Genomic DNA, 25399 nt, shown 5'->3' on the forward strand with positions numbered 1-25399 from the left:
TTAAACACTCAGGGTAGTACTAATAGATCGGATTGACTGTTGATCGGCTGGTGCAACCAGTAACCGAGACCGTACTCTTCTGGAGTGACTCAAAGTACTGGATATCCCCCCCTTAGACATCCGGCTCACCCTCTGTTCTCTCGAGCGTGAACTGCTCGAGGTAGTCCAGCCCGCGATCGTCTTGGTTGAGGAACTCCTTGATCTCCTCGCGTTCTATCGGCCACGGAAGCGGGATATGCTGGACTGGTTCGGCACTAACTCTAGTGCTGCCGTCTTCATCGAATTGTTCCCACGGGTTAGTTTCGCGACCAAACCAGATCCCCTGGTGACCCTCAACGCCCGGCCCGTCCATGACCATGAGACAGTCGTACGTCTCCTCCTTTTCCTCCTCGTCATTGCCGCTCTGAGCGCTCTCGTATCACTCGTCGGAGCAAAAGCATCGGAGCGGCTGTGTGGTCACATGCGCTGGTTTCCCGCGGAAGGTTCCACGATAGGCAGTCCCACTCTCGGCCGCTGCGGATCCACGAACTGCGATAGTCGTCAGTCATCGGTTTAGCACACCACACCTCCGTTGCGACCGATCCCATCAATCGGCATGTCTCGAGCCCAGAGCGTCGCCGTACACGAACAGGACTCATTGTCGGTCGGCCAGACGCCACAGTCGGGACAGGCGTCGCGAGATTCGGCGTAGTGATCGTCGAAGCGCTGTCGACGAGGTCGATTAGATAGTGGCACGGTCCCATTCTGCGGAACTACTCGTGAAACACGCGGTAAGTACAGGCGAACGATGGAACGCTGTAGGTTGCACTCTACCAAGTCACTGTCAAGATCCATATATTAAATAACATCTACTATATCATCCATCGACTGCGGTGGTGACACGCTATTAGTTATGGTTCCGTAATCCAGCTAATGGGATCAATGGGGATTCAATACCTCTGGTGTGATGCACCCCGTCAGAAGTCCGTATGAAAAAAGCACATCTGTTGAGTGAGAACCTAATGCAGTCAGTTGATACTGAATGGAGGAGACGTAGACAGGAGTTGTCGCCCCCTTTCTATGGCGTGATCAAAGCGCCCACGTCATGCGATCCATACCCGAGAGGTGACAAATGAGCCTGATCGCCGAGTTCAGCATCGTCTCTCCGCTCATAAAAGAAGCCAGAGTAGCCCCAGAGATGGTGCTTCATACTGAAGACATACATATGACGCAATCGGGGGAGGGAAAACACGTCTTCTGGGCTTCTGGTGACGATTTCGACACCTTCGAATCAGCGCTCCAAGCTGATCCCACTACCAAAGAGTATGCCTGTCTCACTGAACTCGGTGACCGACGCTTATATCGTGTGACATACACTGAGGACGCTGTAGAGGAGTTATTGTATCCAAAAGCGGCTATGCATGATATTGTTTATCTCGATCTTACAATCTCACCTGAGGAGTCTCACATTCGTGCTCGCATCCCCACTCTGGAGGCGCTAAAAACATATCGTGAAACCTGCAAAGAGGAAGGAATTCCGTTTCACCTTCACCGTCTCTATCAGGAAGAGCCTGATGACCCGGCTGAACGGTTCGAATTGACTCCTGCACAGTACGAAGTGCTCGTTCGAGCACATGAACGTGGCTACTTTAGCAATCCACGCTGCGTCACGCTCGAAGAGTTGGCCGATGAGTTCGATGTTTCGTCGTCTGCACTTGGGCGGCGGCTGCGACGAGCACTAGACACACTCATTGAACAGACGGTCCGTTCAGACACCGACGTTATCACTGATCAATCATCGTCTGAACGAGATGCCACTTAAACACGTAGATACTGACTACGGAGACTCACACGTATGGAGTGCTCAATAGGAAATAGATGTCAAGCACAGATTCCCCTGTCAAGTATTCGTGCAGTGAGGATGACCCCGTCAGCCAAACAGTCATCGCTGCTGTTGCGGAGGCATCAAATCGTGATCCGATTGAGTTAGATCCGCTCTACGAATATATCGACCCTGATGCCCTGAACACTCTCTTTCACCACCACTCCAGTGATGAGGGAGATCAAGACGACGTGTATCTGGAATTCACCTATACAACATATCGCGTTGCAGTGACCGCCAACTACATTCACGTCACTCAGTTAGGAGGAACATAGAGCAGCAGTACAGTCGACCTGTAACACACCTCATGACAAAGAAACAGTCAATTGATGACACCGAATCGCTTCGTTCCTCTCTCCAAGGGGTCTTAGAAGAAGCAGCAACCAACGATGTCGAGATAGAAGGGAGCCTCCGAATCCAAGCAACGGCTGATCATCCAAATTGGGAGATCCAGATTTGGCAAATCGAATGACCGATAACTACTAGAAACACATCTAATTTGATGCAAACCTCGGTGTGTCGACGATCGCCATCACTTGTCACCTCTCTCTGGACCGACCCGCGTCACGCGACCAATCCTAGCGTGGGCACCAGCCAGTACCAGCGAAACGTGCTCGAGCATCGAGATATCGGTCACGATCGTGTTCCCATTCTTCTGGAGGACGAGGACGCCGCTGTCGTGGAGCCAGACAGAGACGCCAACCCCCCAATGATGCCATCGATCTGGTGAGAGTGCTCTCGACGGAAGTGAGAGACGCTCGTCACCGCAATCGATCGCCGCCTGCACGCCCTGGCGAAGCGCCCACACTTGCGACTCGGTGAGCGTGTCCTCAGGTGCGTTACTCTCGTCGACGTATGTCAGCAGATCAGCCACCATCACGCCTCACCTCCGACGATCTGATCGATCTCGGCCAGTTCACGCGCTTCAGCGGCCTCGTCCGCATAACCCACGTCGGTGGCATAGCGCTCGAGGACGGTCACGGCTCCATCGTCGTCCATGGCTGCTCGTTCGAACAGCTCTTCAAGAACAGTGACAACCACACGATCGGAGATCTGACGGCCAGCATCGGCTGCCTCGCTCTCGATGCGGCCAAGCCGCGACTCCGGATATGCGTAGGTTTTCGAGGGCCTGGACTTTAGATTTGAACAGTAGACGACATCGAACACGCGATCGTCTTCGGCTGTATCGAATCGCGAGTTGCCGTAATTATCGAGCAGATTGTAGTTGTTTGCTTCAGACCACTCGGCGACTGTCTGGCCAGTGTCTGCGATCACGTGGACTGGCCGCCCCTGTGCGAGATCCAAGCAGACGTCACCAAGTTTGATCGACTGTTCGCTCATCGGCTCACCTCGTCGTCACTGAGAGTGCGAGCGAGCGTTGCAGCCTGCTGTTCAATCGGCTCGTGGTGGGCGTGTCTGACATTCAGGAGCGCAAGGTACGCTCCAAGCCCCCACAGCTCTGCTCGGTGCAGTTCGTCAGCAAACTCCGTGAGAACGTCGTCAGTCGTCTGGCGACCATCGGTGAAGCCGTTGATCCGAGCTGCAATCCGATGAGGGATTGCATCTCGACAAGAAGGATCTCGTCCTGTGTAGTCGGCCATTGTCTCGACGAGTCCCGTAAATCCCTCAACACGTCCGTCGACCGTGACGTCCCACTCTTCGAGGTCATCCTCGTTGACGGCGTACGTCACAGCGTCGGGTTCCTGTCTCTCGAGGAGAGCCTCGAGAGCCGCTCGCTTCCAGCTGCGGTAATCGCGGAACCTCCAGAACGTGGCGAACTCTTCGAGCGTCTCGATCGAGTACTCGATTAAGATGTCGGCGCGAACACGCTCGGTTGTCTCGTCACTATGGTCAGTGATCCGAGTGACCGGCCCACTGGCAGTCGCGAGGAACCGCCGTGAAAGCGGCGTCGTGTAGTCGGTTGACTGCTCGTTATCGGGCGTTTCCGCTGTCTGTGCTGCCGTCGCGTCTACTCGTAACATCTGTGATACCCTCCACCCCTCTCGAGGGTGGAACAACACCACGTGCAGTGCGTTCGTGCGGATGCTGGTCGACTCTGACGGATTCGAACCATCGACCACTCGGTGTCTCACACGATCTAATGGGTCAGATCGTGTTATGAGCCGAGCGCTCTAACCAGACTGAGCTAAGGGCCTGTATATCGGATGAGAGTAGAACATATCATAGTTGTCCCTATTTGAAAGGCCAAGCCTGTTCTTCGCGAGCTATTTCTGGAAAAATGACAATCCAATAATTTTATTTATTTGGGATGGTGCTGTGGAACACCCATATTGGATTGGTCTGGCACGGCATTGTGTGTGGGTAAAGTGTTGCAGTAGACCAGCACGTTAACCGACCAGAATCCACTGCCGATATTCTGAGCTTCGAATACAACGGTGCTGGCCGTCGGGCCAGCGCGCCAATGCGTAGAGGTTCGGTGTTGCCGGCCCGCCGTAAGACCGTATTATCCCACGCGATGGTTACAACTCGAGTGCGATAACTCTAGTCGTCTAACTCATCACGAACCATCTCGCGAATATAACTCTCGAAGTCGAATACCGACGGCTCGGGTACGTCCGATTACAGCCGATGTGCCGCCTCGGGAACAGATCGATAGATGGGCCTATACCACGTGCGTGAGAAACACCGCCCACTACCGAATCATCCCCAGACTCCGCGCCGCATCCGCCGATACGACGATACCCCTTTCGAAGGCCGACACCGGCCACGTCGTCAATCAACGCCGTCAGTCCCTTGAGATAGTTCTGATTTCGATTCTCTCGAAGCGTGAGTGTCGCTTTCTCCGCGTGTTCGGTCACCCGATTCTCGAGAAAACGCGTGAGCGTCGGCGTCGAACCCAGCGTGATCGGTGGCAGCGAGCTCGAGTACATTGCCCGATGTTCGGATTTAGATGCTCGCGACACGATCGCGTTGCTCTCTCATAGCGTCCGGACTACCGCAAACGGCGCGGCCGACCGAGTCACATGGGCTGTGAGCGACGACTCAAAACCCGACGCGGACCAGGCCGTGGTTTGCTCCCGACTCTCAGATCTATCTCGTGAACAGCGACTCGTACTCGAGGTCATGGCGAATACCCATCCCGCGACAAGCAGTAGAGTGTATGAAGCGTATTGTGAGCGCGCGGCCAACCCAGTCCACGATCGAACGCTGCGTGGGTGGCTCCCGAAACTCGAGCGCTATGAGTTGATCGTGAAATCCGAGTCGGAGTACGAACCCGTCTACGAGGTTCGGGAGATCGTGTTGAAAGAACTCGAAATTATGGTATAGACGCGGGTTAGGAGCCGTCTGTTGGCCCATTGTGTCGATCGTCTGCTACTCTGATAGGAGCTCGCCCCCGTACTGGTCTTCCCACTCGCGACGTGCCTCGATCTCGCGGCGGCCACGAGCCGTGAGCGTATAGACGTTCGTCCGTCGATCAGCTTCGCCTTTCTCGACGAGGCCCTTGTCGACGAGTTCGTCCAGATTCGGGTAGAGTCGGCCGTGATGGATTTCCTTCTCGTAGTACTGCTCGAGTTCCTCTTTGAGTGCGAGTCCATGTGGTTCATCCTGGCCGGCGATCGTGTACAGCAGGTCACGCTGGAAGCCCGTTAAATCGTACATATTTGTTCGGTGTTCTATCAGGGCATAAGAGTGTCGAAAACAGCATGGGAAACGGCTATGAGAGGAGATTTAGACGATACCAGATTTGTCAGTCTTCATTGTCTGGATCGTCTTCTAGCTCACTCGCGTCGAGATCGTCCCACGCACCCTCCTGTTCCCAGTCGACGATCGGCGTTGGTTCCATCCCCGAGCGGTCGCGTATCTTGTCCGTGTATTCGAATCGCTCTCGGGGATACCCAGTGAGATCGGCCAGGATCGACAGTGCGTCGGGCTCGTCACTCTGCAGTGGCCTTGAGGATAATACGACCTGCTGACGGACGACGAGCGAGAGAACGGTGAGGTCGCCCTCTCGTCGCGACCAAAGTCGATCGTCTAAGCCAACAGTCTCGAAACGAACGCACATCCGGTGGAGTTGTTCGCTCCGTGACAGGGGTAGAGGGATCAAAGACGATGCAAACTGCCAGCCGGATCACGAATCTACTCGCCGTTGAGTTCACTACAGAGTCCGATTCGACCGTCGGGCATTCCCGCTTCGGCGTATTCGATGCGCCTGAACACACTAACACGAGCTGTGACTTCTACGGAAAGTTCGGGCTTGTTCCGACCCAGAGCTGTGAAACTGCCTGTGATCTTGGCGTTCAACTAATCTGCTCCGACTTCGAGAGCGCGTAACTCGAGACGATCGACCAGTTTAACGGTAGTTACACCTGACCATGTCTACATCATCATCATCAGCACATCCGCTCGAGCGACTTGAACCGACCCAGCGGACGCTCCGACGCGCCCAGTACGAAGCCTTCGAGTTCGAACTTGTCGTGCAGGGTGTCCTCGTTCGCAACGCCAGCCATGCAAAGCCCGAGGATCATGAGTACCTAGTGACGATCGAGGACGGCTTGCCGCACAGCTGTCCGTGTCCAGCAGACGAACACCACCAAGGTGCGTGCAAACATCGGGTTGCAGTCGCGATCCGAACGTCCGTTCTCGAGGCTGCACGCAACGCACAGCAAATTCGCGAACTTGAGGCCTGCGGAGTGCAGGCCACAGCGAATCCACCGGCGCCGTGAGTTACCCACGGATAGAGATAACTCCAAATCGTGGGGGAGCTCTGTCAGGGCCCATCCAGATTCTGCACGGTTCTGAGTCAACACATCTGTAGGATACAGCGCCTGTGTCCCTTATTTTCCGATTTCGGGTAGTGATTGACCCTGGAGTCGTGTTTGGAGTTCATCCAGCTGTTAGACGCGGGTCGCTGTCGTCGTGTCTTCTTTGATAGCCGACGTCCGGGAGTCATTTAATCAATAAGCAATTGATGCACTCTCTTACGAGATCGTGTTATACAATTTAGTGGTTATACTGAACTGGCACTGTAGATTGAAAGTAAATCCTCCATCATGTATAGGGAATGGGTGTCAAAAGATGATAACTATACAGCACGGGTTCAGTCAGGATATGAAAATCCGGTCGAACTCAATGAAGGAGCTGTAGTGTATTAATCACTGAATTAAGTGTTACTGGTATTCTTCAATGTAGAAGTAGATCACGACTCCGAGCCCGAGACCCAGAGAAGTTAGTGATAGGAAAGAAGCGGTGGTGTGTGAGACAAGGAATCTAATATTGAAGAATAGCAGAGTCGATATCTCGAGTTGGTGGGTTAAGATCGGCATCAAGATAACGAACAGACACGGTATCAAAACGACGTAACGCTCATAGAGATTCTCCCAAAGAACTGCTTCCAAGAAATTTCTGGAGTCACGGAAATTTAGATACACTCGGCTAACGAGAATAGCGAGTGCTAAGAACTGAGCAGGAAGGATGGAACCGGAGATTGATGCAATCCACTGTTCGATCATCAAGCCCATCGCGACCGCTCCTAAACTTATGAAGAGAAAAAACCCGTGTGAAAAAGGTCCTTGTAGCAAGTCAGAATCACTCGGTGTCATCGCAGTCCACATTCGGACTAGCACTGCATAGAAGAGAAGCATCGTGCCCATCTCGATCAAACGGTACCCCATGTCGGAGAAGAACACGAATAGTAGGGCGATGAGCAAGGCAGAAACAGTGGGTATCACCTCATCCGTTTCAAAGAAGTCCTTTAGTCGCTCCAGATGGTCTTTTATTTGAGACATAACACTGCAAGATTCTTCCTGTCAACTCACAATAGGTCTTCTGCTACACTGAGATAATTGTACAGAAAGTTAGACGGCGCTACCTCACATTTCGACAGATGTCCTCAGTGCGAAATAGACCGTTCGTTGGATAGCGACTGCCGAAGTCAACCAGAACCTCTCTAGCATCCTCGAGTCCATCACGAACGGTGAGCCTGCCGACACGGCTATAGTCACCGGACTCAGCGGCACCGGTAAGATCTGAATCTCGAAGTTCGTCACTGAACAACTCTGAGAAGAGGTTCTCGACGTCGAGACCACCTACGTCAACTACTGGCGCAACTATACCCGATTCCGGACGCTCTACCAGATCCTCGACGACCTCGGCGCCACCATCGACACCCGACAATCGACGCCTCACGACGAACTCGTCGACCGCCTACAGCATGACGGCCCGCGAACGGTCGTCATCCTCGACGAGGTCGACCAACTGGAGGAGCCCAGCGTCTACCCTCTCGGCGGTCGATCGAACGGGTTATGCGATGGCTGCGATGCGGATCCTGCAGGCCAAGAACCCCCGACCAACTCGAGACAGTATCTCGTTACTACAGGCGTTAGTCAGCTCACCGTACGCTGCTGCTCGAGCACTCCAGCAACTCGCCGGCGAAGACGAGAGCCGCGAGCTCCAGCCGGACGAACTCCGCTACGCGTTGGGAACACTCGAACCCAAGCAGTTGCTCGCCGATCTTCTACCGACAGTTGGCCGAATCGTTCAGACGCTTCTCACAGCCGAAAGCCGCCTGTCACAGCGTGCCCTTGCCGACCGAGCGGGCGTCTCAGCACGGACCATCCGTAACTATCGCAACTGGCTCGAGGCGTTCGATCTCATCCGGGTTGATGAGACTGGATACCGCCTAGCTCTATCGTTCCAGACTACTTCCGAGCGCCGCGATTCGCTTGTTCCAACTGTCCTCAAGGAGAACCAGACACTCCTCGACGCCGCTGACGCATTGCTCGAGACAATCCTCCCGCCAGAGCGATACAGTGATCCCGACGACCCACTTGGCAGCGTACTGTTCTGGCCGCCGAACCCCCAGCGATTACTCAATCACCAGCGAGTTGGTCCGTGGCTGCGATTAGCAGCTGCGCTCACAGCAACAGGATCTACTGGGAACAACCAGACCGTGCAGATGGGTCCACCGCTCGAGCTGCAAGCGCTTTCCTATATAACTCCGTAGGATTTACTAGCTGGTGTTCTTTCGGTTGGGGACGCCGTAATCGATGTGGACTTCCGGTGTGCTCGGTGATTCGGATGCAGCGGTTCCGTTCCAATCGAGAACATGCACGTTCGCCAGTTCTCCAGAAAACCGGAACCGTTGGATCCCAATGTCGATCGTCCCCTCGACAGCATGTTTCGAGACTACTGTGGGTTTCTCGAACGAGTCAGTCTCAACTGGTTCGATATCACCATCGACGCTAATTTCGTAGTTGGATGGCACTCCACGACCGATTACTGTAACAATATTTGCCATAATTCTCCCACTTGGCATACAGTGGTAGACTCAATTTTCCCAGTATAAGCCTTCTCATTGACAAAATAGTCGGAACCTCCAACATTCTCGAACGAACGAATATAGGATGCACTACAACTCGACGTACTGATCTTCCCACTCTCGTCTATCCTGGATCGCTTGCTCTCCTGCGTCGCTGATCGCATAATAGTTCGTCCGTCGGTCGAGTTCGCCCTTCTCAACCAACTCCTTGTTGACAAGCGTATCGAGGTTTGGGTATAGCCGGCCATGATTAATCTCGCTTTCATAGTTTCCCTCTATCTCCTCCTTGACATCTTGTCCGGACGGGCGGTCGTCACCTGCGATCACGTACAGGAGATCTCGTTGGAAACCGGTGAGGTCATCCATCTCACGTGAGTATTCAACGATGCTGCATTTGACTTCTTTCCACGGAGAATTGTATGTCTCCGCGCTGTGAAAGTAGAATATTGTGCCCTGTTAGACATGTTTCACGGTCAATCGATGCAGGAACGCAGCGGCTGGATCGGTGCCTCGTCGTCCGAACACTGCGACAGCAAGAATGAGCTTCGAGTCTAGGTCTATTGCATCGTATACCCAAGACCAGTTACCGTTGACCTTGACAGCGGTTTCATCAATAGCGACTCGCGACGGCTGCGCCGCCGCCGGGCCTGGAACGCTGTCAGCTAGCCGATGTACCCAGTGGATCGCTTGATGAGAGCGTTCAACGCCGAGTGAGTAAAGAACCGCTTGTGTCTCCCGAAGCGAACAATCGGTCGCGTGGAGCCGGACGGCGAACACCCTGACGGGCGTCGCCGTCCGCTCACGCTCCCAACATTCATCAAATTCCGCCGCGTAGCTCTCGCTGAGCAGGTCTGAGAACATCATTCTAAACCAACTCTACGACCTGCTCACTTCTCAAACCGCGCTAACTAGTGTCACTTCAAACCTCAACCGGTACGCAGGACAACGATGCCGTAACCGAGATCGGCTGATCAGTTCACAGCTGAAGTAACACTAGACGGTGCCAACGGTGGCGTAACATAACTGCACCAATCACATGAACCCCTATTTAGTTTTCTCACTACATGACTACCACATACATCACCCGAAACTTTGGACGGAATAAGTGAGCGCGGCGGCGATGTATTCCACAGGGAGTATCTCGTGGTTGCGAGAGCGTAGAAAATGCTTTTCCGTAGTCGATCTCAATTGATCAACAACAATGGGTATCTCGACTGTACTGTTGGACCTCGATGACACCATTTGTAAACACCCCCAAACCACCCAAGATCTGCTGCAGGATGCCTTTGATGCGGCGAGTGTGGACCCGTTCTTTGATGCCACTGCGTTCGAGAGCCTAATTCCAGAAATTGATGCGGACTCAACACCCGATCTTCGCGAGCGCTGCTTCAAGCGTCTCGCAGAGGATGCCAACCGCGACCCGAGGGATGCACTGGCTGTTGCCAACGCATTCGAGGATCCTGAACCTACTGCAGTAGAGTTTCTTCCAGGCGCCGAGGCTTCCCTCGAGCAACTTGCCTCGAACTACCGTCTTGGTCTCGTGACCAACGGGGACCGGATGTACCAGCGCGCGAAGCTCGACACGCTAGGTATCCACGAATACTTCGATGTTACGACGTACGCCGAACCGGGCCGCAGTGTGAAACCCGATCCCAACCCGTTTTACCGGACACTCGACACTCTTTCGGCGACTCCTGACGAAGCGGTACACATCGGGAACTCGCTGCGGTCGGACGTCGTTGGTGCGCAGGCCGCAGGCGTAACGGCTGTCTGGCTGGCACGCAAGAAGAAGACAGTAGAAACGATAACCCCGGAGTACAGCATCGAATCAATGCGTGACCTGCGTGCGCCACCGTGGGTATAGACTCAGTCGATCACATCGAGAGACTCACGATCTCCTCCAGTAGACACTGAATCTACGTCTATGATGTCTGGATAGCCATTAGAACGATGGAGATGTCTGACGTCGGTCAGTCGCTGTCGGCGGCGATCGCCACCGACGTGACAGTGTTACCACTCCCGAGCGTGCCCCAATTCAGGGACAGCTACCGGAAGAACTGGTCGTCAAGTGGTTGACTCGCTGGGACAGCTCTGTGCACACCGAGGGCTGTCCAGACAGTACGAATCACCATCTCATAGAGCTCCGTGAACGACGACTCCCAGAGGCGGCGCCCCCACGGCGGGGTGCCGCTACGTACATCCAGTGGAGGTATCGCCAGACGTTCTGCAGCAACAGATTCACGACAAACAGCAATAACCAAAGCCCGGCATCCCGAGAACTGGTGAGAGCAAGGCTCTGCTGGCTAATCGGTAGCCTGATTCGATGCCGAAGCACTTGCGATAGTGCTCTCGTGCATCCCGTGGCGTGGCGATGAACGGCGCGTCACGGCTACGCCGCTGACGCGCCACCCCGTTATGACGACGGCCTCTCAGTCGTCGACAACCGCGTAAGAGACGCAGCACGTGAGATCGTCGCTGCCAGCGCCGGCACCAGTCCACCATTCATCGAAGAGGCCTACGTCATCCCCCAGTTCGGAAACTGGCCGTTCGCGTTCACACGGATCGACGCCGTCTATGTGTGGACACAGGGCAGCTACCAAGTCGGTCATGATCCCGACGACTATCCGCTGTTCCTTGCCGTTCGTGAGCAGAACGTCGACACCTGGGAGGCCTTTTTCGAGTCGTTCAACCTTCCCATCACATCCGAACGGCTGCCCCAAGACGAGCTAGCAGGATCGTTACAGGTCGTCCTCGATCCACAACCGTCACTCGAAATTGAGCGCGTCGAAGGCTATCCGATGATCCCGAGAACAGAGACGATCGAGTATATGTGTAAGAACTACGCCCAGTTTCAGTCGGCGCTCGCGATGCTCGACCGGATATACGACGACTACGATCTCGGTGTCAGCTACTGGGAGACGGAACGGGGTAATACTCCTGTTCTCAGGACCAACTGTGCAGCTGCCGATCTCCACCCACCGATAACCGCGTACGTTACCTAGAGAGTGCCTTGCAAGTCAGTGCAGGTGCATCGAGGACGGCGAGTATCTGACCCTCCACGGCGCTCGTTGTGGTGTCGGCGAGACGTTGTATAAGGAACACGGCGCGCAACGCGCTCAACGGACACTCCGGCACGCCGATCCGAAAACGACCTCTGAAATGTACTCGCACATCGAAGCGAGCGAGCTGGGCGAAGACAATACGGGCGTGTTTGAAAACGAGTGAATCTGTCAGCGACAGTTCCACAACCGAACGATCATTCAAACGGCACAGGACCGAGGAAGAGATCGCCCGCACTATCATTTACCGCTTCGTCGGCGGCCACCTTCGCGTGAGTCTCGCAGTAGTACTTGGTCGATCGCTCATCACCCACAGGATTGTAAATCACCACATGCGTGGCTTTGTTGGGACACTCCTCACGCTCGCACGAGGCCATGAGACATTCTCCATCGTCTAAACAGAAGTAACCCGACCTCTATCGGCCATTCACTAGCGATGTCTAATTCTCGAGACCATCATTCTAGAACCCGCTCACGCACAACCCCTGCCGTCTCTTCCCAACCCTATACACGCCTTCTAACCGCTCCCCCGCAGGTCAGCCAGACTCGCGTGCTCGCAGACGATCGCTTTCGAGGTCGCTTTAGAAATCTCTGAGATAGCTTTAGCGATGGTCCGGGTTGTTTTGTTCCAAACGTCGACGTGAAATACGAGGCGGAGCTTGAGGTCCTTCTCGTCACTGAGTTGATCGACGAGGTCTGAGAGTAGTCTGGCCGACGAATAGGCGATGACGTACTGTTATGCATCATATTCTTCAGCGTCGTATTCGGCGATTTCACGTGACCCGCAGACAGGACACTCCGACGTAGTGAGTTCAAGTGTTGTCCCGCAATCTCGACATTCGTAGACTATATTGTCGTCGGTTGATAACCACCGCCGGACTGCGGTGGAGAGTGACATACGTTCAGTACGAACCTGCCCAGTGCAGATGACCGTTTGGCTTTCAACTGCATGTGTGACGGACCGACTATCATGGTTTGCTATTCGGTCCCAATTTCGGTGACAGCGTCGCCTCCCTGAATTAGACAGGCAAACAGCTATTCGTGTCGCTGTCTCACACTCATACGGTCTGCCCTACTGGTACTCGCGTCCCACCCGAGAACATCTAGGGGCAGATCACACAGCGAACTGACACGGCACACGTCTCATGGCGAGTGCTGCACTGAATCACTGCGAATCCAGGCCCTTGGTACTGTCCGCGGCCCGTGGCGAGTACAAGCGCGAATTCCCCGTGCTTGTACCGCCCGACTGTAACCGTGGAAAGCATATCATGAGTCTATGACGGCCGCGGCTACTGTACCCGGCTGAGAACATCCACAGTCGCCTCATTCCCACTCCGAGATAGCCATATTCCTAATATTATATTATTAATAATTATTATCTGAAGCAGTAGAAGAGCCGCGGGAGACCGTATCCCAGACTACAGTCTATCGGCACCCACATAACGGTCATTGAATCCTTCCAAGAACAGCCCCGGCCGTCTCGGCCTCAACCTCATACACGTTTTCTAACCGCTTGCGCTCGCTCGCCCGAAGGTCGTCTAAATTATCGAAACCCCTCGTGATCGCCTTACTCGTCTTTGGCCCGACGCCGTTGATATCTTCAACGGTGAGCGAATCGGAGATTCGCGATCCTCGTCAGAGATTTCCTCTAACGTAGATCAGGTGAATCTGGTCGTGCCGGTCGTCAACGGCCTCGCCGAGCCGACACTTGTGTTCGGGTTTGTCGATTGTTCCCTCGGCGTACAGCTGGCGGGCTTCCTCGATGGGGCCTCGTTGGTCTGGAGGTAGGTACGGACGATGGCTGCGAGGATTACGGCCAGCACAGCGTTGTAGGAGAGTGTTTCGAGAGTTTCGAGCATGGTAACCGTAGATAGTAGCACGATTTCTTTATTCAGAATACTGCTTAAAACCGAGCCAGGAGATTCGATAACTACGTGTACCCACTTACCGTCTATCCTCCTCTGGTCAAAGTTGGATGTCCTCACACAGTTGTTTATTGGATCGGTCCCAGCAGATAAAACCAACTATACATGCAGTTCGGTAACTACTTACCACATTCCGGAGGTCGAACCGGCTAGGATAGTCCCTATCAGAAAGACCGCTAATAGGAGTAGGATTAGTACTGCCAACAATAGATTAGGCCAGTTCATTTCTCACCAGACTCTGGTCTCTCGTGGCTGTTAAAACGGCCGGTAAGTAGTTCATTCCCCTAAACGGCAATTACGTGTGCTTATTAATCATTGGAGAGGTATATTCTTCAACGAAAATTGACGGATAAAAATTCAGTAATTGTGTATGTGAATCGATACCTTATTCTTATTATCCCCCGGGGATATTTATCAGTAATGGATTCGCAGGACGAAGAACTCATTCAGCTACTTGCAGATACCACTAACCGAGCAGTTTTGACCGTTCTTACGGATGCGTCACACGGACTTTCTGTGACCGAGATTGCTGAACAACTTGTTTTGGAGGACGAAGGGAACATTGAGCAGACGGTCATCTCGCTCCATCATAATCACCTCCCTCGACTTGACGAAGCAGGATTCATCAAATACGACTGTGATGAAAGCATCGTCACTGACGAGAACTACTTGAGAAGTGACGCCGGGTGGAGGGACATAGACGTACTCGACGAACTGCTCTCACGGTCTGGATAGGAACGCAGACCAGACGATAGTACCGTTGGGCGACTTGAGGGGCGCAAAGACGTGTACGACTACGGTTGGAAGTTGACCGATGAAGCTAAGGATGAACTGTTTCTGATTTACAGTTCCGACGAACTTTTCGACGAGGAATGTCTCCCCATGCGGAGAGAGCCATTGAACGAGGAGTTGAGTTACATACCGGGACGAAAAGCCCAGAGGTTCGGAAGCTCTTTCAGGATCGCCTTCCAGAAGCGACGATATGGGACCACCGGATGGACTGGATGTATGAACAGTCGAGTTGTCCCAAAGTAAGTCGGCTGATTGTCGCCGATCAGGCGAAAGTCGTCGTTGGTCTGTAGGACGAAGATGCTGATGGGACGAAAACGGAAATCGCAATGGTCGGTGAAGGAACGACCAATCCCTTGCTGGTCCTTATCCGTGAACTATTCGGTCCTCGATTAGATCATCTCGATTACCAGAGTGATGAGTTCGAGAAATGAGTTGGATAACTGCTTCACCTGTACCGAACGGTAACTACGTGTACTTACTGATCAGTCACCGTCAGTAGCTTCTTCAAAATCTTCTTTGTCTACGTGGGAGAACGATGTCCCGCCGCATCTGCAACTATTTCGAGTCTCAATTGGGAGTATTCCTTTATCGCCAGTGGTCATAGCCGCATATGCGTTTCCGCATCGGTCTCAGACAGCGAGAAGATTTCGACCCTCCCCATACGTTAAAAATTCCTGACTCCGCTAAACTACTTAAATTTGATAGGGTGTTAAAACAGTTCCGATTGATCACCACCTCCTGTACTCACCATGGATTTCCCGGATCGTTCTGAATAAAGAAATCGCGCTATGATCTACTGCTAACGATCGGCCGAAGCGGTTATCCCGTCGGTCATTGGCCCGGACTGTAATGCATGACCGTCGACTTGAAAACAACACCCTTCTGATTACTGCGCTTGTCGAGTATCACGACGCCCTCCGCGATCGCGACCCCGAACGGGCTCGCCGGGAGTGGACACGGGCACAGGATCTGGCCGCCGAACACGGGAAGACGATTGACGAAGCAGTGGGGTATCGGTTCTGAGTACGGCGATTCGCTCACTTTCACTCCGGCACGGGAACCCTTATTCGCGACCGGCCGTAACGAGATAGTGTGTCGAACTGTTACGTAATCGGATACGACCTGCAGGATCCCGGACAGAACTACGACGATCTCACAGATGCGATCGAAGACTACGGTACGTGGTGGGGCCACCTTGATTCGACGTACATCGTCAAAACAAGCGTCAGTGCGTCAGATATCCGCGACAATCTCCATGAATACCTCGATCCGAATGACAAACTGTTAGTCGCGAAACTGTCTGGAGCGTGGGCCGGCTCTAACCTTGGCGACGCGGCAGACTGGTTGTACGACCAAATGCAGTCCGAACGGCTACCTTAATTCCAAGACCATATATACGAATTCCTCACTGCGAACATCGAGATGACGACTGCCCTAAGCTGGCCGCGAAACGGATGCTCGTGTACTTCCGCGAGACCGGCTCGCTGACGGCCGTCATGACGTTCGTGTCGCTGATCACATACGGGTTCGTCGTCTTTGTACCCGGCAACCCGGCCCGCACGATCCTGCGACAGCAGCGACAGAGTCCGCCGTCAGAGTGCGAAGTCGAGGCTTTCCGCGCCAAACATAGGTTCGACGAACCGTTCCTCACCCAGTATCTCGCGTGGCTCGGCGACGCCCTCTACGGCGACTTCGGGACGTCGTACTACCGCTCTGAACCCGTCACGTCGCTGTTGCTCGAGTACCTGCCGAACACGCTCGAACTCGCGCTGGCGGCGATCGCCGTCTCGTTGCTGCTCGCCGTTCCGACCGGCGTGTTGAGCGCCGTCTACCAAGGCACTTGGATCGACCGTACGAGCCAGTGTGCCGCGCTAATCGGCGTCTCGATGGCGAACTTCTGGTTCAGGTACGTGATTCCTCGTGTGTTCGCTCTGGCTCGGGCTGACGTCGGTCTCCGGCGTCGGCACGCTCAGCCATCTCGTGCCCCCCGCGATCACCCTCGGTACCGGCATGGCCGCGATACTCACTCGCCTCGTCCGTGCGTCGATGCTCGACATCCTCGAGACCGACTACGTCGCGACCGCGCGACCGAAGGGACTCCGCGAGCGTCTCGTCGTCTACAAACATGCGCTGCGAAACGCGCTCGTCCCCGTCGTGACGATGGTTGGCCTCCAGTTCAGTTTCGTGCTCAACGGGGCTGTCGTCATCGAGGTCGTCTTCCAGCGACCCGGTCTCGGTACGCTACTGGTCGATGCCATCTTCACACGCGATTACCCGATCGTCCAGGGAATCGTGCTCGTGACCGCCTTCGCCTTCGTCGTGACGAATCACCTCGTCGACCTTGCGTACGTCGCGCTCGATCCACGGATCGAACGTGAACGGGGTGGGCGTCGATGAGCGACAGTGAGACCAGACACGCCGAACCGAGCCACCAACTACGGACGCTCGTAGAGCGCCCTCTTCGGCTGATCCGGCAACGATTCGATGCCGGTCGTGGACTCCGGACGAACGCGCAACTCCACCTCGGCGGTGGGATTATCTACCTGCTGGCGCTCGTCGCGCTTGTCGGACGGTGTTCTCACCGTACGATCCGGCCACCCAGACTCTTGGCGCTCGCCTCGAGCGGCTCTCAGAACATCCAATCGCGAGTGCGATCGTCGAAGAAGCATCCGATGTCGAAGGGAAAAAAGGCGACACAGACACGACTGTCGACGAGTTCGAGCGCCACCGCCGCGGCGTCAGCGGCCGCGTGACGGTGAGGAAACGCTTGTCGGCCATCCAGCGTTATTCGATGAATATGAATGGAGCCTGTCAGCGACCTTAAAGACAAATGTTGAACAGGCATACGCCGACGGTGACGTGCCAGTCCTCGTCGGCTGTAACGGGTATGTCCAGAACTCAATTACCGTCGGTGATGCTCCACGACCAGAGTGGAAAGTCGCTGTCGAGACGCTATTACGGAGTCGGGAAATCGTCGTGCTCACAGGCGACGAGGGCGGCGGCCGATCGCTTTCGTGATGTTGAGGGAGTTGGCGAGGTATTCGCAGGTGTTCCGCCTGAAGCCAAGGCCGAAACGATCCGTCGACTCCGTTCCCGGGGAACGGTCGCTATGGTTGGTGACGGGAATAACGATGCCTCTGCACTGGCGGTCGCGGATATTGGAATCACTATGGGAGGAACGCAACTTGCGACAGACGCTGCTGACGCGGTAATCATTTCGGACGATCTCGAGGCAGTTGCGGAAATCTTTGCGATCGCTGCCAAGACTCACCGACGAATCCGCCAGAACCTCGGCTGAGCATTATGTTACAATATTATAGCGATTCCACTTGCAGTCGCCGGTCTATTGAATCCCTTGTTCGCCGCCGTCGCAATGGCGACCAGTAGTGCTCTCGTTGTCGCTAATTCCACGCGATCGCTAATTGATTCTGATTCCGTATGACTGCTCAATTGGAGAATCTCCAAAGGAATTAGTGGTCAATGAATAAGTATTATGGCCTAGCCAACGCAGCTATCGCCACCTTCTTGACTAGGTTTGTGTACCGAGAAAGGCGAAAGAGTTTTTTTCAGTTCTGAGACTGATGATGGTTAGCCTGTTGGCGAGAGGTGTTGGCTCTGGCGGTTAAGCAAGCTCCAAGTAAATCGAAACTCCTTATTTCGGTGTCCGATTTGAACGTATATGGGTAAAATTAGAATCGTCTGGGGAATCGGAAATGCTTCAACCGAGAAGGCATCGTATGATGCAGCGCTAGCAGCTGCGAACGTTCATAATTACAATTTAGTTAGTGTCTCTTCAGTTATTCCGAGCGATGCTGCTCTTGAGGTTATCGGAACCGCTCCCGATTTGGGAACAGTCGGTGATCGCTTGACTGTTGTTCAAAGTCGAAAAACGGTCAAACCCGGTGAGACAGCCGCTGCTGGGATCGGATGGACACGCAGTAAATCCGGACGGGGTATTTTCTACGAGTCAACAGGCGATACAGAGAATACTGTCCGTGAGCGCATTAAGACTGGTTTGACTGCTGGTAAGGACCATCGAGACTGGGAATTTCTTAGTGATGGAGAGGAAGTCGTCGCTGAGGCTGAACCTGATGTTGAACATTACGCTAGTGCCGTCGTACTGGCGATTTATGGGCGATCCTCCCCTATTATTTAATGCTCTAAATACGGGAGATCATCGTGTTCTAAAAATGCTCCTCTCGATAGGCCTCTTCGATTTCTTTCTTAAGTGACATTATATATTCATCCAGAATATTTAGAATTTCGTCACTGATCGTTCATTCTGGAATCAATATATCGGAGCAATAACTGCAATCGTGCCAAGAATACTCCCATCCGGGTTTTTTACGATCCGACCGAATTCTCGTAATCCATTACATATTCCTCGTCAGCAAACGCAACTCCTCGTTCCTTGATCGCATACAGAGATTCAAAGAGCGATTCTTGATCGGTAATTGTTTTCTCAGTCTGTTCTCTTAACCCTCACTGGTCTACTATCTCTTCAATACGATCCCTTGGGTATTCAGCAAGTATCGCTTTTCCAGTTGCGACACTTTGAAGATAATAGTAGATACCGCCAACTGTAACAGACTTGGACGTGTGAGTATCCTTTGAATCAAACTGACTATCTGGATAGAACGATTCGTGGACAAGAATACCCCGGCCGTTGTTTTCAACGACAATCTCTATCTTTCCATCAACCTAACTAGAAAAATTTAATATGCCTTTATCGGTAAGGACGCATGCCTGTTTCCGTGATCGTGCGTATTCGCCGTGGTTAAGAAATCGCAAATCAACGTGGTACGTCTCACCCTCCTTCGTCTGATAGCCATGATCGATAGGCGTTCGAAGGTGCACATGTACCGTACTTCTCGCCATTGCTCGGTAGTTAATTCATCTAACGTCGCACCATCCAATCGCTGTATGGTATCTACTCAGTAAATTTCGTCTGTGTCATTAAAGTCCCCATCTGACATGAAGTCGATGTTTGGCGGCGAGAGACGTATTGGGGCGAAGTCAAGATGTCGAATCACGAAGAGATATTGACACGAATATACCATTCCAGAAAATTATTTTTTATTGATGAGAGAAATTGTTTTGTATTGGTGGCATAGAAGTAAGTGGTACACGTAAGGAAAGACAAGATGAGCAGTCAGAAGAAGTCCCAACAGAGCGCAGGTACTGTCGAAGAGAACGCACTCCGGCTCGAAAAGGAGAAAGCAGAACAGATAATCGACGCACTGAACACTGACCTCGCGGACGCGTACGTCCTCTATCACCAGCTCCACAAGCACCACTGGAACGTCGAGGGCGCGGAGTTCCGCGATATCCACGTGTTCCTCCAGCAGGTTACGAGGACGTAGAGGACGCGGCTGACGAACTTGCAGAGCGGCTCCAGGCGCTCGGCGGCCCCGCACGCCAGTATAACAATGCTCGCAGAGAACGCGACCGTCGAAGCCGAGGACAAGGACGTCTATGGCATCCGGACGTCGCTCTCGAATGATCTGGAGATGATGGGTGACATCATCGAGAGCGACCGGGAGCACATCGAACTCGCGGAGGGACTCGGTGACCACGCGACCGCACAAATGCTCCGCGAACAGTTGGAAACGATCGAGGAACACACCCACCACGTCGAGCACTACCTCAAAGACGACACGCTCGTCCTCGAGTCGGCGACGAATTAAGGAACAGAACTCATAATGCTCGGTGACGTCTAGATGCTAGTAGCGGTAGGCTCAGGACACGTCGTTAGAGGTTGATCATAACCCAAAATCGACCGAGGAAGTAGTGATGATTACTGAAACTTTGTTTGGACCTATAGTTGACGATAGTTCGTCTAGAGATTCGATGCATATTACGGTAATTGGTGCTGGTGAGGTCGGGAGAGCGATTGCTGCTACTCTGTCGGGCCTTCATAAAGTAGTCATCGTTGAACGTGATCAGCGTATCGTAGAGGAACTTACGTATGCACACGACGTGCTTGCTGTACACGGAGACGGACGTGAGATTAAAACACTACAGCAGGCCAGAATCGAACAGGCAGACCTTGTTATTGCGTGTACCGATGATGACGAGGTGAATACAGTTATCTGCGGTACCGCAAAGCTGATTTCTGATGCTTTCACTATCGCTCGAGTCAGACATCGAACGCTGTATGAAACGTGGGATGGGCATCCAGATGCCTTCGGTGTTGATCATATGATATGCACAAATCTACTGACGTCTAAGGCAATTTTTCGCATCTCTGGGCTTCCATCGGCTCGAGAGGTGGATACCTTTGCTAACGGCCTTGTACGAATGGCTGCGTTCGAAATTGGGCCAGATAGTCCTATTATCAAACGACCCGTGCGCGAGATAGACAGTGATGATTCATTGACGTTTGCAGCGATCTTCCGCAACGAGGAACTGCTAATTCCAAGTGGAAAGACAGTCATTCAACCGGGTGATAGCATAGTAGTTATCGGAAGTACTCACGCTGTGGAAAATTTCGCCTATGTGATTTCGACGTCATTACGGAGTCAGACAGACGACATTATTATTGCTGGAGCAACTAAGGTCGGAGTTCAAACGGCTAAGCTATTCGAAGAACATGGATATAACCCTCGTTTAGTCGAACAAAATAGTGATAAAGCCCGTGAAGTTGCCGAAGCACTCCCAAACACGACAGTGTTTCATGGAAATCCAACTGATATGGATTTCTTAAATCGGGAGCAGGTGGGGGAAGCTGATCTAATGATTTCTGCATTGGAACATGATGAACAAAATTTGCTCGTAACGTTGGTAGCACGTCAGCTCGGTGTTGACGAAACAGTAGCTGTCGTCGAGAATCAGGAGTATACCGGATTATTCGAAACAGTTGGTGTCGACGTGACTGTCAACCCACGTGAGGAAACCGCTGAAGAGATCGTTCGGTTTACTCGATTGAGCCCTACTGAGAATATTGTTATACTTGAACATAACCGTGCAGAAGTGATTGAAGTTGAGGTTGCTCAGGATAGTATCCTCACAGACCGCAAGATTTCGAATTCGATAACTGATCTTCCAGATGGAGTTGTTATTGGGGCGATCGCTCGCGACGATGAACTCGTGACTCCACGAGGCTCAACGATAATCAAATCAGAAGATCATATCATTTTGTTTGTGGATGCTGATATACTCGACGAGGTTACTGAAGCAATTTAAAACAACATTCGCTACAGTTGGCCTTGTTTAGACGTGGAGCAACAGCCCGTTCCTTTCGTTAATGACGCTACAAACCAGCCGCTCAGTTAAACTACGGATGTAAGATGTAACCTCCTCCAAAAGGATACAAGTGGCCGATGGTACTACAAAATGGCATGGTTTCTGAGCAATTCGACGCGTTCTTGCTTGACCTTAACGGGGTAGTGTATCTCAGGGACGAGGCCCTACCGGAGGCGGTCGAGTCGGTGAATCGCCTCGATGAACTGGACAAGGAACTACGATTCCTGACGAACGACCCACGCCCTCAGCGTCAGACGATCGCGAACAATCTTCGCAAACTGGGGATCGATGCGGAAGAAGACGAGATCATCACGTCGGGCTGGGCGACCGCCCACTACCTCTCACAACAGGATGTGACCACCGCTGCTGTCGTCGGTAGCGAAGGGCTGGAAATCGAACTCCAAGAGGAGGGCATCGAGGTCACGGACGACGATCCCAATGCGATGGTCGTCGGCGCGGACGAGAAGACGTCGTATCAAGACATCCAGCGGGCGGCGAGACACATCCATCGGGGAGCGACCTTCGTGGGGACGAACCCCGATGGGTCGTTCCCGACCCCAGACGGGCCCGCACCCGGGGCCGGGGCCATTGTCCGAGCAGTTGAAGCTGCGGCGGGGACAGAGCCGATGGTCGTTGGCAAACCCGAGCCGCTTATGTTCGAGATGGCTCTCGACGGGTTGGCCGACGACGTGCAAGCGGTCGTGATTGGCGATAATCCTGCCACGGACATTCTCGGCGCCCACCGTGCGGGACTCACCGGGATTCTAGTGGCCGAGGACGAACCAACTGCCGCATCTGCTCGTGATCTTCAGCAACCAGATTTGACTATCTCGACGCTTGCAAATCTCTTCACGGACACAACCGACACGTGGGAGGCACTTCCCTATTCGTGGCCGGACGAGATACGGCCGGGTGTCGCTGCTGTCGTAGTGAATGACGCAGATGAGGTGCTGTTGCTAAAACGTGCCGACAAAGAGCAGTGGGCGCTCCCGACTGGCACGGTCGAACGGTGCGAACCAGTCGGGGACGCTATTACACGAGAGGTTGAGGAGGAGACGGGATTGCAAATAGCGGTTAAGCGGTTGATGGGTGTCTATTCACACCCGGAACAGCAGGTGTTTTCGTATCCCTCAGGCAAGGCAGTTCACTTCGTCACGAATTGCTTTCGGTGTACCGTCGAGGGGAGGGGGACACCCGAGGCCGACGAAGAGGAAGCCCTCGAAGTCGGATTCTTCGACAGGAACGATTTGCCGTCGGACATCCTCCCGATGCAACCGCAGTGGATAGCCGATGCAAATGATACGGATGGCTCTCCTTCAATTCGATAAATACACATGCTGTACTGACCGAAGTTACGGAGCAAGTTCGACATTTCTCACAGCCGCTTTCAGAACGGGTTCACGGAACTGCCCGAATCGCGTCCGCGCCCGAAGCGTGTCGCCGTACTGCTGCGTGAGCACGAAAAACACAGCCTCGACGATTGACCGTCGATGATAGGTATCGTCGTCATGGCGAGCATTATGCGCCATATCTAGCGGGGCGAACTCTCAGTGTTTGATCACTGGCCGAACGTCGGCCTCACGAAGTTCTTCGTGGAGCTTGTCCCAATCATAGCCCTTGTCAGCGGTCACGGTCTGTAGCCGGTCGAGGTTCCGTGTGAGTACCTGCCGCCCAACGCGGGTGTCATGTGGCTGCTTCATCGAACAATGAATGGCTAACACGGTGCTAGTTTCGCAGTCGACCAACGCTGTCGCCTTTACCGATCTGAAGGTATAGTCTGTCCGATTTGCGTAGTGGCGACAACAGAGTATCGGTCGAAGCCAGTCGCGTCGATAGCCTGTACGTCACCGCTATCGTGGAGCTCAGCGGAGAGTCAAGGAGAGTTCGCCAGACTGCGATCTTGAGCTGCTGCTTCCGTGCGCAGACGGTCGTAAAGTCTGGCAGCTCGCACATTTCGAGATTCAGTTTCTCGACGATGCCATGCATCTCGTGAAGGACATCGGGGAGCCGTCGATATGGCAGATCAAGGTATTCCCGGAGACCGTGGATCATAACGACACTCAGTCAGCGTAGCCACCGTCGCCCTTCTTGACCGGTGGTGAAGCATCACCAGAGACAGCGCGTTTTGCCAGCGTTACGAGGCGATCCGTAAATTGAGAGAGACGAGAGGGCACACTGCTCAGTTCTGGCTTTGAAATAGGTTAGTTTGCCGAAGTGAGTCGCTGCTCTGGCATCTAAACAAAGGCCCTACAGTTTGAAAGCTCCAGCTACAAGTAATGGAAAGACGAGTGTGGCCTCTGCCTCGACCTGTGTATAGTTTGCTTGCTCTTCCTTGATTTTACCCCATGAGACCGCCTCGTTTGGCGGTGCACCCGACAGCGATCCATCTCCCTCCATGCCCGTCGAGATGTAGACGACGTAATCCGCCCCGCCGCGGAAGAGATTCGTCATAATCGCATGGTGTTTCGGTACACCACCCCCAACCGCGATGAGCCCCGTCGTGTCCGCGAGCAAGCCGTCTTCGATGAGTGAGTCGTAGTCATCCAGAATCTCGATTCCGACGTCTGAATCGTAGCCCTGGCGATAGTAGTAGAGAAAGTTCCCGACTTCGGCGTCGGTTAATGCCGGGCAGTACACTGGGACGTCATTGTCCGCCGCCTGCTTCAACACTGAATCCTCGTCGTCAAGCGTCTCACCTAACTCACGTGCGAATGCCGTCGGTGTCCGAACTTTCTCCTCCGCGAAGAACTCATCAAAGAAATCATACAGATACTCCTCCAGCCACACGTACCGATCAGAGGGAACGAAGAGATTACCAAGTCGGTTGATGCCTCGTTCCCGAAGTGCTGCCTCGTCTGCGTCCCAGTCTCCCATCTTGAACGGTTTTGCTGTCTTGATGACGTCCTCAGTTAGTGACCCGGATGTCGTGATGAGAACATCTACGTACCCTTCTCGGACGAGGTAGGCAACGGCCTCGCGCAACCCCGATGAGATGATATTTGATGTGAATGTGAGATAGATTGTTGCATCCGCTTCTTGCATACGTTCTGCAATATCGATGGCTTCTGCGAGCTGTGTTGCTTGAAATCCTGTTGACGCATAGGAGTCGAGCATCTCGTGGAAGTCGAACTCGCCGCGAAAGTCGTAGCCACGTACGTCTGGTGTATCAAGTTCTTCCTCACTCTCGGGTACGACGTAGTCGTGAGAATCGTCGTTATCCATACGATTGGATAACTCG

25 protein-coding genes, 1 tRNA gene and 9 pseudogenes are annotated in these 25399 nt (G+C 53.5%); 18 read left to right on the plus strand and 17 right to left on the minus strand.

The window, feature by feature from the left end; translation table 11 throughout:
* Nucleotides 1-112: 112 nt before the first annotated feature.
* Nucleotides 113-358 (minus strand): hypothetical protein, encoded by a 246-nt coding sequence (locus AC0QDI_RS18790; RefSeq protein ID WP_226777670.1) that lies wholly within the window; start codon nucleotides 356-358, stop codon nucleotides 113-115.
* A gap of 753 nt (nucleotides 359-1111) precedes the next feature.
* On the opposite strand from AC0QDI_RS18790, the gene AC0QDI_RS18795 reads away from it, so the two are divergent.
* Both AC0QDI_RS18795 and AC0QDI_RS18800 read left to right on the plus strand, forming a co-directional pair.
* Nucleotides 1112-1801 carry a helix-turn-helix domain-containing protein gene (locus AC0QDI_RS18795; RefSeq protein WP_474670845.1) on the plus strand — a complete coding sequence of 230 codons (690 nt, stop codon included), beginning with the start codon at nucleotides 1112-1114 and terminating at the stop codon, nucleotides 1799-1801.
* Between the two features lie 56 nt (nucleotides 1802-1857).
* Nucleotides 1858-2136, plus strand: a complete 279-nt coding sequence (locus AC0QDI_RS18800) for a HalOD1 output domain-containing protein (RefSeq protein WP_226777668.1) — start codon at nucleotides 1858-1860, stop codon at nucleotides 2134-2136.
* Between the two features lie 257 nt (nucleotides 2137-2393).
* On the opposite strand, the gene AC0QDI_RS18805 is transcribed toward AC0QDI_RS18800, so the two are convergent.
* The 4 genes from AC0QDI_RS18805 to AC0QDI_RS18820 form a co-directional block, all read right to left on the minus strand.
* The gene (locus AC0QDI_RS18805) at nucleotides 2394-2738 is read right to left on the minus strand and encodes a hypothetical protein (protein WP_474670847.1); all 345 of its coding nucleotides are present in this window, start codon (nucleotides 2736-2738) and stop codon (nucleotides 2394-2396) included.
* On the minus strand, nucleotides 2738-3202 hold the full coding sequence (locus AC0QDI_RS18810; protein WP_474670849.1) for a hypothetical protein: 465 nt from the start codon (nucleotides 3200-3202) through the stop codon (nucleotides 2738-2740). Before AC0QDI_RS18810 ends, AC0QDI_RS18805 begins: the two co-directional genes overlap by 1 nt.
* A complete protein-coding gene (locus AC0QDI_RS18815; RefSeq protein ID WP_474670851.1) occupies nucleotides 3199-3885 on the minus strand; it encodes a hypothetical protein in 687 nt (228 codons plus the stop codon). Before AC0QDI_RS18815 ends, AC0QDI_RS18810 begins: the two co-directional genes overlap by 4 nt.
* Before the next feature lie 23 nt (nucleotides 3886-3908).
* Nucleotides 3909-4017 (minus strand) — tRNA-Ile (locus tag AC0QDI_RS18820).
* A gap of 682 nt (nucleotides 4018-4699) precedes the next feature.
* Here AC0QDI_RS18820 and AC0QDI_RS18825 point away from each other — a divergent pair.
* Nucleotides 4700-5149 (plus strand): Cdc6/Cdc18 family protein, encoded by a 450-nt coding sequence (locus AC0QDI_RS18825; protein WP_474670852.1) that lies wholly within the window; start codon nucleotides 4700-4702, stop codon nucleotides 5147-5149.
* 45 nt (nucleotides 5150-5194) lie between these two features.
* On the opposite strand, the gene AC0QDI_RS18830 is transcribed toward AC0QDI_RS18825, so the two are convergent.
* Complete coding sequence (locus tag AC0QDI_RS18830) at nucleotides 5195-5482, minus strand: PadR family transcriptional regulator (RefSeq protein ID WP_226777663.1); 288 nt, start codon at nucleotides 5480-5482, stop codon at nucleotides 5195-5197.
* A 713-nt stretch (nucleotides 5483-6195) separates the two neighbouring features.
* On the opposite strand from AC0QDI_RS18830, the gene AC0QDI_RS18835 reads away from it, so the two are divergent.
* Entirely contained in the window at nucleotides 6196-6546 is a 351-nt protein-coding gene (locus AC0QDI_RS18835) for an SWIM zinc finger family protein (protein ID WP_474670853.1), read from the plus strand.
* A 444-nt stretch (nucleotides 6547-6990) separates the two neighbouring features.
* On the opposite strand, the gene AC0QDI_RS18840 is transcribed toward AC0QDI_RS18835, so the two are convergent.
* Nucleotides 6991-7608 carry a hypothetical protein gene (locus tag AC0QDI_RS18840; RefSeq protein ID WP_474670854.1) on the minus strand — a complete coding sequence of 206 codons (618 nt, stop codon included), beginning with the start codon at nucleotides 7606-7608 and terminating at the stop codon, nucleotides 6991-6993.
* A 139-nt stretch (nucleotides 7609-7747) separates the two neighbouring features.
* Between AC0QDI_RS18840 and AC0QDI_RS18845 the strand changes: the two are divergent.
* Both AC0QDI_RS18845 and AC0QDI_RS18850 read left to right on the plus strand, forming a co-directional pair.
* Nucleotides 7748-8095: pseudogene (locus AC0QDI_RS18845) on the plus strand (AAA family ATPase); the annotation flags it as partial.
* Entirely contained in the window at nucleotides 8034-8825 is a 792-nt protein-coding gene (locus AC0QDI_RS18850) for an AsnC family transcriptional regulator (protein ID WP_474670855.1), read from the plus strand. The pseudogene AC0QDI_RS18845 and the gene AC0QDI_RS18850, both read left to right, overlap by 62 nt.
* Nucleotides 8826-8831: 6 nt before the next feature.
* Here the strand turns inward: AC0QDI_RS18850 and AC0QDI_RS18855 are convergent, their stop codons facing one another.
* The 3 genes and pseudogenes from AC0QDI_RS18855 to AC0QDI_RS18865 all read right to left on the minus strand — a co-directional run.
* On the minus strand, nucleotides 8832-9137 hold the full coding sequence (locus AC0QDI_RS18855) for a hypothetical protein (RefSeq protein WP_474670856.1): 306 nt from the start codon (nucleotides 9135-9137) through the stop codon (nucleotides 8832-8834).
* A 93-nt stretch (nucleotides 9138-9230) separates the two neighbouring features.
* The gene (locus AC0QDI_RS18860; protein ID WP_226777658.1) at nucleotides 9231-9506 is read right to left on the minus strand and encodes a PadR family transcriptional regulator; all 276 of its coding nucleotides are present in this window, start codon (nucleotides 9504-9506) and stop codon (nucleotides 9231-9233) included.
* A gap of 96 nt (nucleotides 9507-9602) precedes the next feature.
* Nucleotides 9603-10004, minus strand: a pseudogene (locus AC0QDI_RS18865) (DDE-type integrase/transposase/recombinase); the annotation flags it as partial.
* A 337-nt stretch (nucleotides 10005-10341) separates the two neighbouring features.
* Between AC0QDI_RS18865 and AC0QDI_RS18870 the strand changes: the two are divergent.
* Complete coding sequence (locus AC0QDI_RS18870) at nucleotides 10342-11004, plus strand: HAD family hydrolase (RefSeq protein ID WP_226777657.1); 663 nt, start codon at nucleotides 10342-10344, stop codon at nucleotides 11002-11004.
* A 181-nt stretch (nucleotides 11005-11185) separates the two neighbouring features.
* Here the strand turns inward: AC0QDI_RS18870 and AC0QDI_RS18875 are convergent.
* A pseudogene (locus AC0QDI_RS18875) lies at nucleotides 11186-11555 on the minus strand (ISH3 family transposase); the annotation flags it as partial.
* On the opposite strand from AC0QDI_RS18875, the pseudogene AC0QDI_RS18880 reads away from it, so the two are divergent.
* Both AC0QDI_RS18880 and AC0QDI_RS18885 read left to right on the plus strand, forming a co-directional pair.
* A pseudogene (locus AC0QDI_RS18880) lies at nucleotides 11555-12067 on the plus strand (RNA polymerase subunit sigma-70); the annotation flags it as partial. The pseudogenes AC0QDI_RS18875 and AC0QDI_RS18880 sit on opposite strands and share 1 nt — an antisense overlap.
* Nucleotides 12068-12170: 103 nt before the next feature.
* Nucleotides 12171-12365, plus strand: a pseudogene (locus AC0QDI_RS18885) (integrase); the annotation flags it as partial.
* Between the two features lie 31 nt (nucleotides 12366-12396).
* On the opposite strand, the gene AC0QDI_RS18890 reads toward AC0QDI_RS18885, so the two are convergent.
* The 3 genes from AC0QDI_RS18890 to AC0QDI_RS18900 form a co-directional block, all read right to left on the minus strand.
* Nucleotides 12397-12576, minus strand: a complete 180-nt coding sequence (locus AC0QDI_RS18890; protein WP_226777656.1) for a hypothetical protein — start codon at nucleotides 12574-12576, stop codon at nucleotides 12397-12399.
* Nucleotides 12577-13645: 1069 nt separating this feature from the next.
* Nucleotides 13646-13822 carry a helix-hairpin-helix domain-containing protein gene (locus AC0QDI_RS18895; RefSeq protein WP_474670948.1) on the minus strand — a complete coding sequence of 59 codons (177 nt, stop codon included), beginning with the start codon at nucleotides 13820-13822 and terminating at the stop codon, nucleotides 13646-13648.
* A gap of 35 nt (nucleotides 13823-13857) precedes the next feature.
* On the minus strand, nucleotides 13858-14184 hold the full coding sequence (locus AC0QDI_RS18900; RefSeq protein WP_226777655.1) for a hypothetical protein: 327 nt from the start codon (nucleotides 14182-14184) through the stop codon (nucleotides 13858-13860).
* Between the two features lie 360 nt (nucleotides 14185-14544).
* Between AC0QDI_RS18900 and AC0QDI_RS18905 the strand changes: the two genes are divergently transcribed.
* The 6 genes and pseudogenes from AC0QDI_RS18905 (at nucleotide 14545) to AC0QDI_RS18930 (ending at nucleotide 19072) form a co-directional block, all read left to right on the plus strand.
* Complete coding sequence (locus AC0QDI_RS18905) at nucleotides 14545-14859, plus strand: DUF7344 domain-containing protein (protein ID WP_340674441.1); 315 nt, start codon at nucleotides 14545-14547, stop codon at nucleotides 14857-14859.
* 906 nt (nucleotides 14860-15765) lie between these two features.
* Entirely contained in the window at nucleotides 15766-15939 is a 174-nt protein-coding gene (locus AC0QDI_RS18910; protein ID WP_474670858.1) for a hypothetical protein, read from the plus strand.
* A 69-nt stretch (nucleotides 15940-16008) separates the two neighbouring features.
* Complete coding sequence (locus tag AC0QDI_RS18915) at nucleotides 16009-16296, plus strand: hypothetical protein (protein ID WP_226777653.1); 288 nt, start codon at nucleotides 16009-16011, stop codon at nucleotides 16294-16296.
* A gap of 74 nt (nucleotides 16297-16370) precedes the next feature.
* Nucleotides 16371-17313, plus strand: a pseudogene (gene nikB, locus AC0QDI_RS18920) (nickel ABC transporter permease).
* 220 nt (nucleotides 17314-17533) lie between these two features.
* A pseudogene (locus tag AC0QDI_RS18925) lies at nucleotides 17534-18358 on the plus strand (HAD-IC family P-type ATPase); the annotation flags it as partial.
* 237 nt (nucleotides 18359-18595) lie between these two features.
* Nucleotides 18596-19072: a pyruvoyl-dependent arginine decarboxylase gene (locus AC0QDI_RS18930; RefSeq protein WP_474670860.1), complete on the plus strand. Its 477-nt coding sequence runs from the start codon at nucleotides 18596-18598 to the stop codon at nucleotides 19070-19072.
* Nucleotides 19073-19260: 188 nt separating this feature from the next.
* On the opposite strand, the gene AC0QDI_RS18935 is transcribed toward AC0QDI_RS18930, so the two are convergent.
* Entirely contained in the window at nucleotides 19261-19371 is a 111-nt protein-coding gene (locus AC0QDI_RS18935) for a hypothetical protein (protein WP_226777973.1), read from the minus strand.
* Between the two features lie 689 nt (nucleotides 19372-20060).
* Between AC0QDI_RS18935 and dpsA the strand changes: the two are divergent.
* From dpsA to AC0QDI_RS18950, 3 genes and pseudogenes are all read left to right on the plus strand, one after another.
* A pseudogene (gene dpsA / locus AC0QDI_RS18940) lies at nucleotides 20061-20603 on the plus strand (DNA starvation/stationary phase protection protein DpsA).
* A gap of 163 nt (nucleotides 20604-20766) precedes the next feature.
* Nucleotides 20767-22101 carry a Trk system potassium transporter TrkA gene (trkA, locus tag AC0QDI_RS18945; RefSeq protein ID WP_226777972.1) on the plus strand — a complete coding sequence of 445 codons (1335 nt, stop codon included), beginning with the start codon at nucleotides 20767-20769 and terminating at the stop codon, nucleotides 22099-22101.
* A gap of 155 nt (nucleotides 22102-22256) precedes the next feature.
* Entirely contained in the window at nucleotides 22257-23489 is a 1233-nt protein-coding gene (locus tag AC0QDI_RS18950; protein ID WP_226777651.1) for an HAD-IIA family hydrolase, read from the plus strand.
* Nucleotides 23490-23513: 24 nt separating this feature from the next.
* On the opposite strand, the pseudogene AC0QDI_RS18955 reads toward AC0QDI_RS18950, so the two are convergent.
* A pseudogene (locus AC0QDI_RS18955) lies at nucleotides 23514-24335 on the minus strand (IS5 family transposase).
* Nucleotides 24336-24408: 73 nt separating this feature from the next.
* Entirely contained in the window at nucleotides 24409-25383 is a 975-nt protein-coding gene (locus tag AC0QDI_RS18960; RefSeq protein WP_226777650.1) for a deoxyhypusine synthase, read from the minus strand.
* Nucleotides 25384-25399: the final 16 nt, after the last annotated feature.

The organism is Natrinema sp. LJW11, from assembly GCF_056135975.1.

Excerpts from the sequence above, each read along its gene's own strand:
- AC0QDI_RS18905 (WP_340674441.1), top strand. The coding sequence starts at position 14,545 with ATGGATTCGCAGGACGAAGAACTCATTCAGCTACTTGCAGATACCACT.
- AC0QDI_RS18830 (WP_226777663.1), bottom strand. The coding sequence starts at position 5,482 with ATGTACGATTTAACGGGCTTCCAGCGTGACCTGCTGTACACGATCGCC.
- AC0QDI_RS18950 (WP_226777651.1), top strand. The coding sequence starts at position 22,257 with ATGGTTTCTGAGCAATTCGACGCGTTCTTGCTTGACCTTAACGGGGTA.
- AC0QDI_RS18860 (WP_226777658.1), bottom strand. The coding sequence starts at position 9,506 with ATGGATGACCTCACCGGTTTCCAACGAGATCTCCTGTACGTGATCGCA.
- AC0QDI_RS18910 (WP_474670858.1), top strand. The coding sequence starts at position 15,766 with ATGCATGACCGTCGACTTGAAAACAACACCCTTCTGATTACTGCGCTT.
- AC0QDI_RS18840 (WP_474670854.1), bottom strand. The coding sequence starts at position 7,608 with ATGTCTCAAATAAAAGACCATCTGGAGCGACTAAAGGACTTCTTTGAA.
- AC0QDI_RS18890 (WP_226777656.1), bottom strand. The coding sequence starts at position 12,576 with ATGGCCTCGTGCGAGCGTGAGGAGTGTCCCAACAAAGCCACGCATGTG.
- trkA (WP_226777972.1), top strand. The coding sequence starts at position 20,767 with ATGCATATTACGGTAATTGGTGCTGGTGAGGTCGGGAGAGCGATTGCT.
- AC0QDI_RS18855 (WP_474670856.1), bottom strand. The coding sequence starts at position 9,137 with ATGCCAAGTGGGAGAATTATGGCAAATATTGTTACAGTAATCGGTCGT.
- AC0QDI_RS18850 (WP_474670855.1), top strand. The coding sequence starts at position 8,034 with ATGACGGCCCGCGAACGGTCGTCATCCTCGACGAGGTCGACCAACTGG.
- AC0QDI_RS18790 (WP_226777670.1), bottom strand. The coding sequence starts at position 358 with ATGGTCATGGACGGGCCGGGCGTTGAGGGTCACCAGGGGATCTGGTTT.
- AC0QDI_RS18810 (WP_474670849.1), bottom strand. The coding sequence starts at position 3,202 with ATGAGCGAACAGTCGATCAAACTTGGTGACGTCTGCTTGGATCTCGCA.
- AC0QDI_RS18930 (WP_474670860.1), top strand. The coding sequence starts at position 18,596 with ATGGGTAAAATTAGAATCGTCTGGGGAATCGGAAATGCTTCAACCGAG.
- AC0QDI_RS18835 (WP_474670853.1), top strand. The coding sequence starts at position 6,196 with ATGTCTACATCATCATCATCAGCACATCCGCTCGAGCGACTTGAACCG.
- AC0QDI_RS18800 (WP_226777668.1), top strand. The coding sequence starts at position 1,858 with ATGTCAAGCACAGATTCCCCTGTCAAGTATTCGTGCAGTGAGGATGAC.
- AC0QDI_RS18870 (WP_226777657.1), top strand. The coding sequence starts at position 10,342 with ATGGGTATCTCGACTGTACTGTTGGACCTCGATGACACCATTTGTAAA.
- AC0QDI_RS18805 (WP_474670847.1), bottom strand. The coding sequence starts at position 2,738 with ATGGTGGCTGATCTGCTGACATACGTCGACGAGAGTAACGCACCTGAG.
- AC0QDI_RS18960 (WP_226777650.1), bottom strand. The coding sequence starts at position 25,383 with ATGGATAACGACGATTCTCACGACTACGTCGTACCCGAGAGTGAGGAA.
- AC0QDI_RS18795 (WP_474670845.1), top strand. The coding sequence starts at position 1,112 with ATGAGCCTGATCGCCGAGTTCAGCATCGTCTCTCCGCTCATAAAAGAA.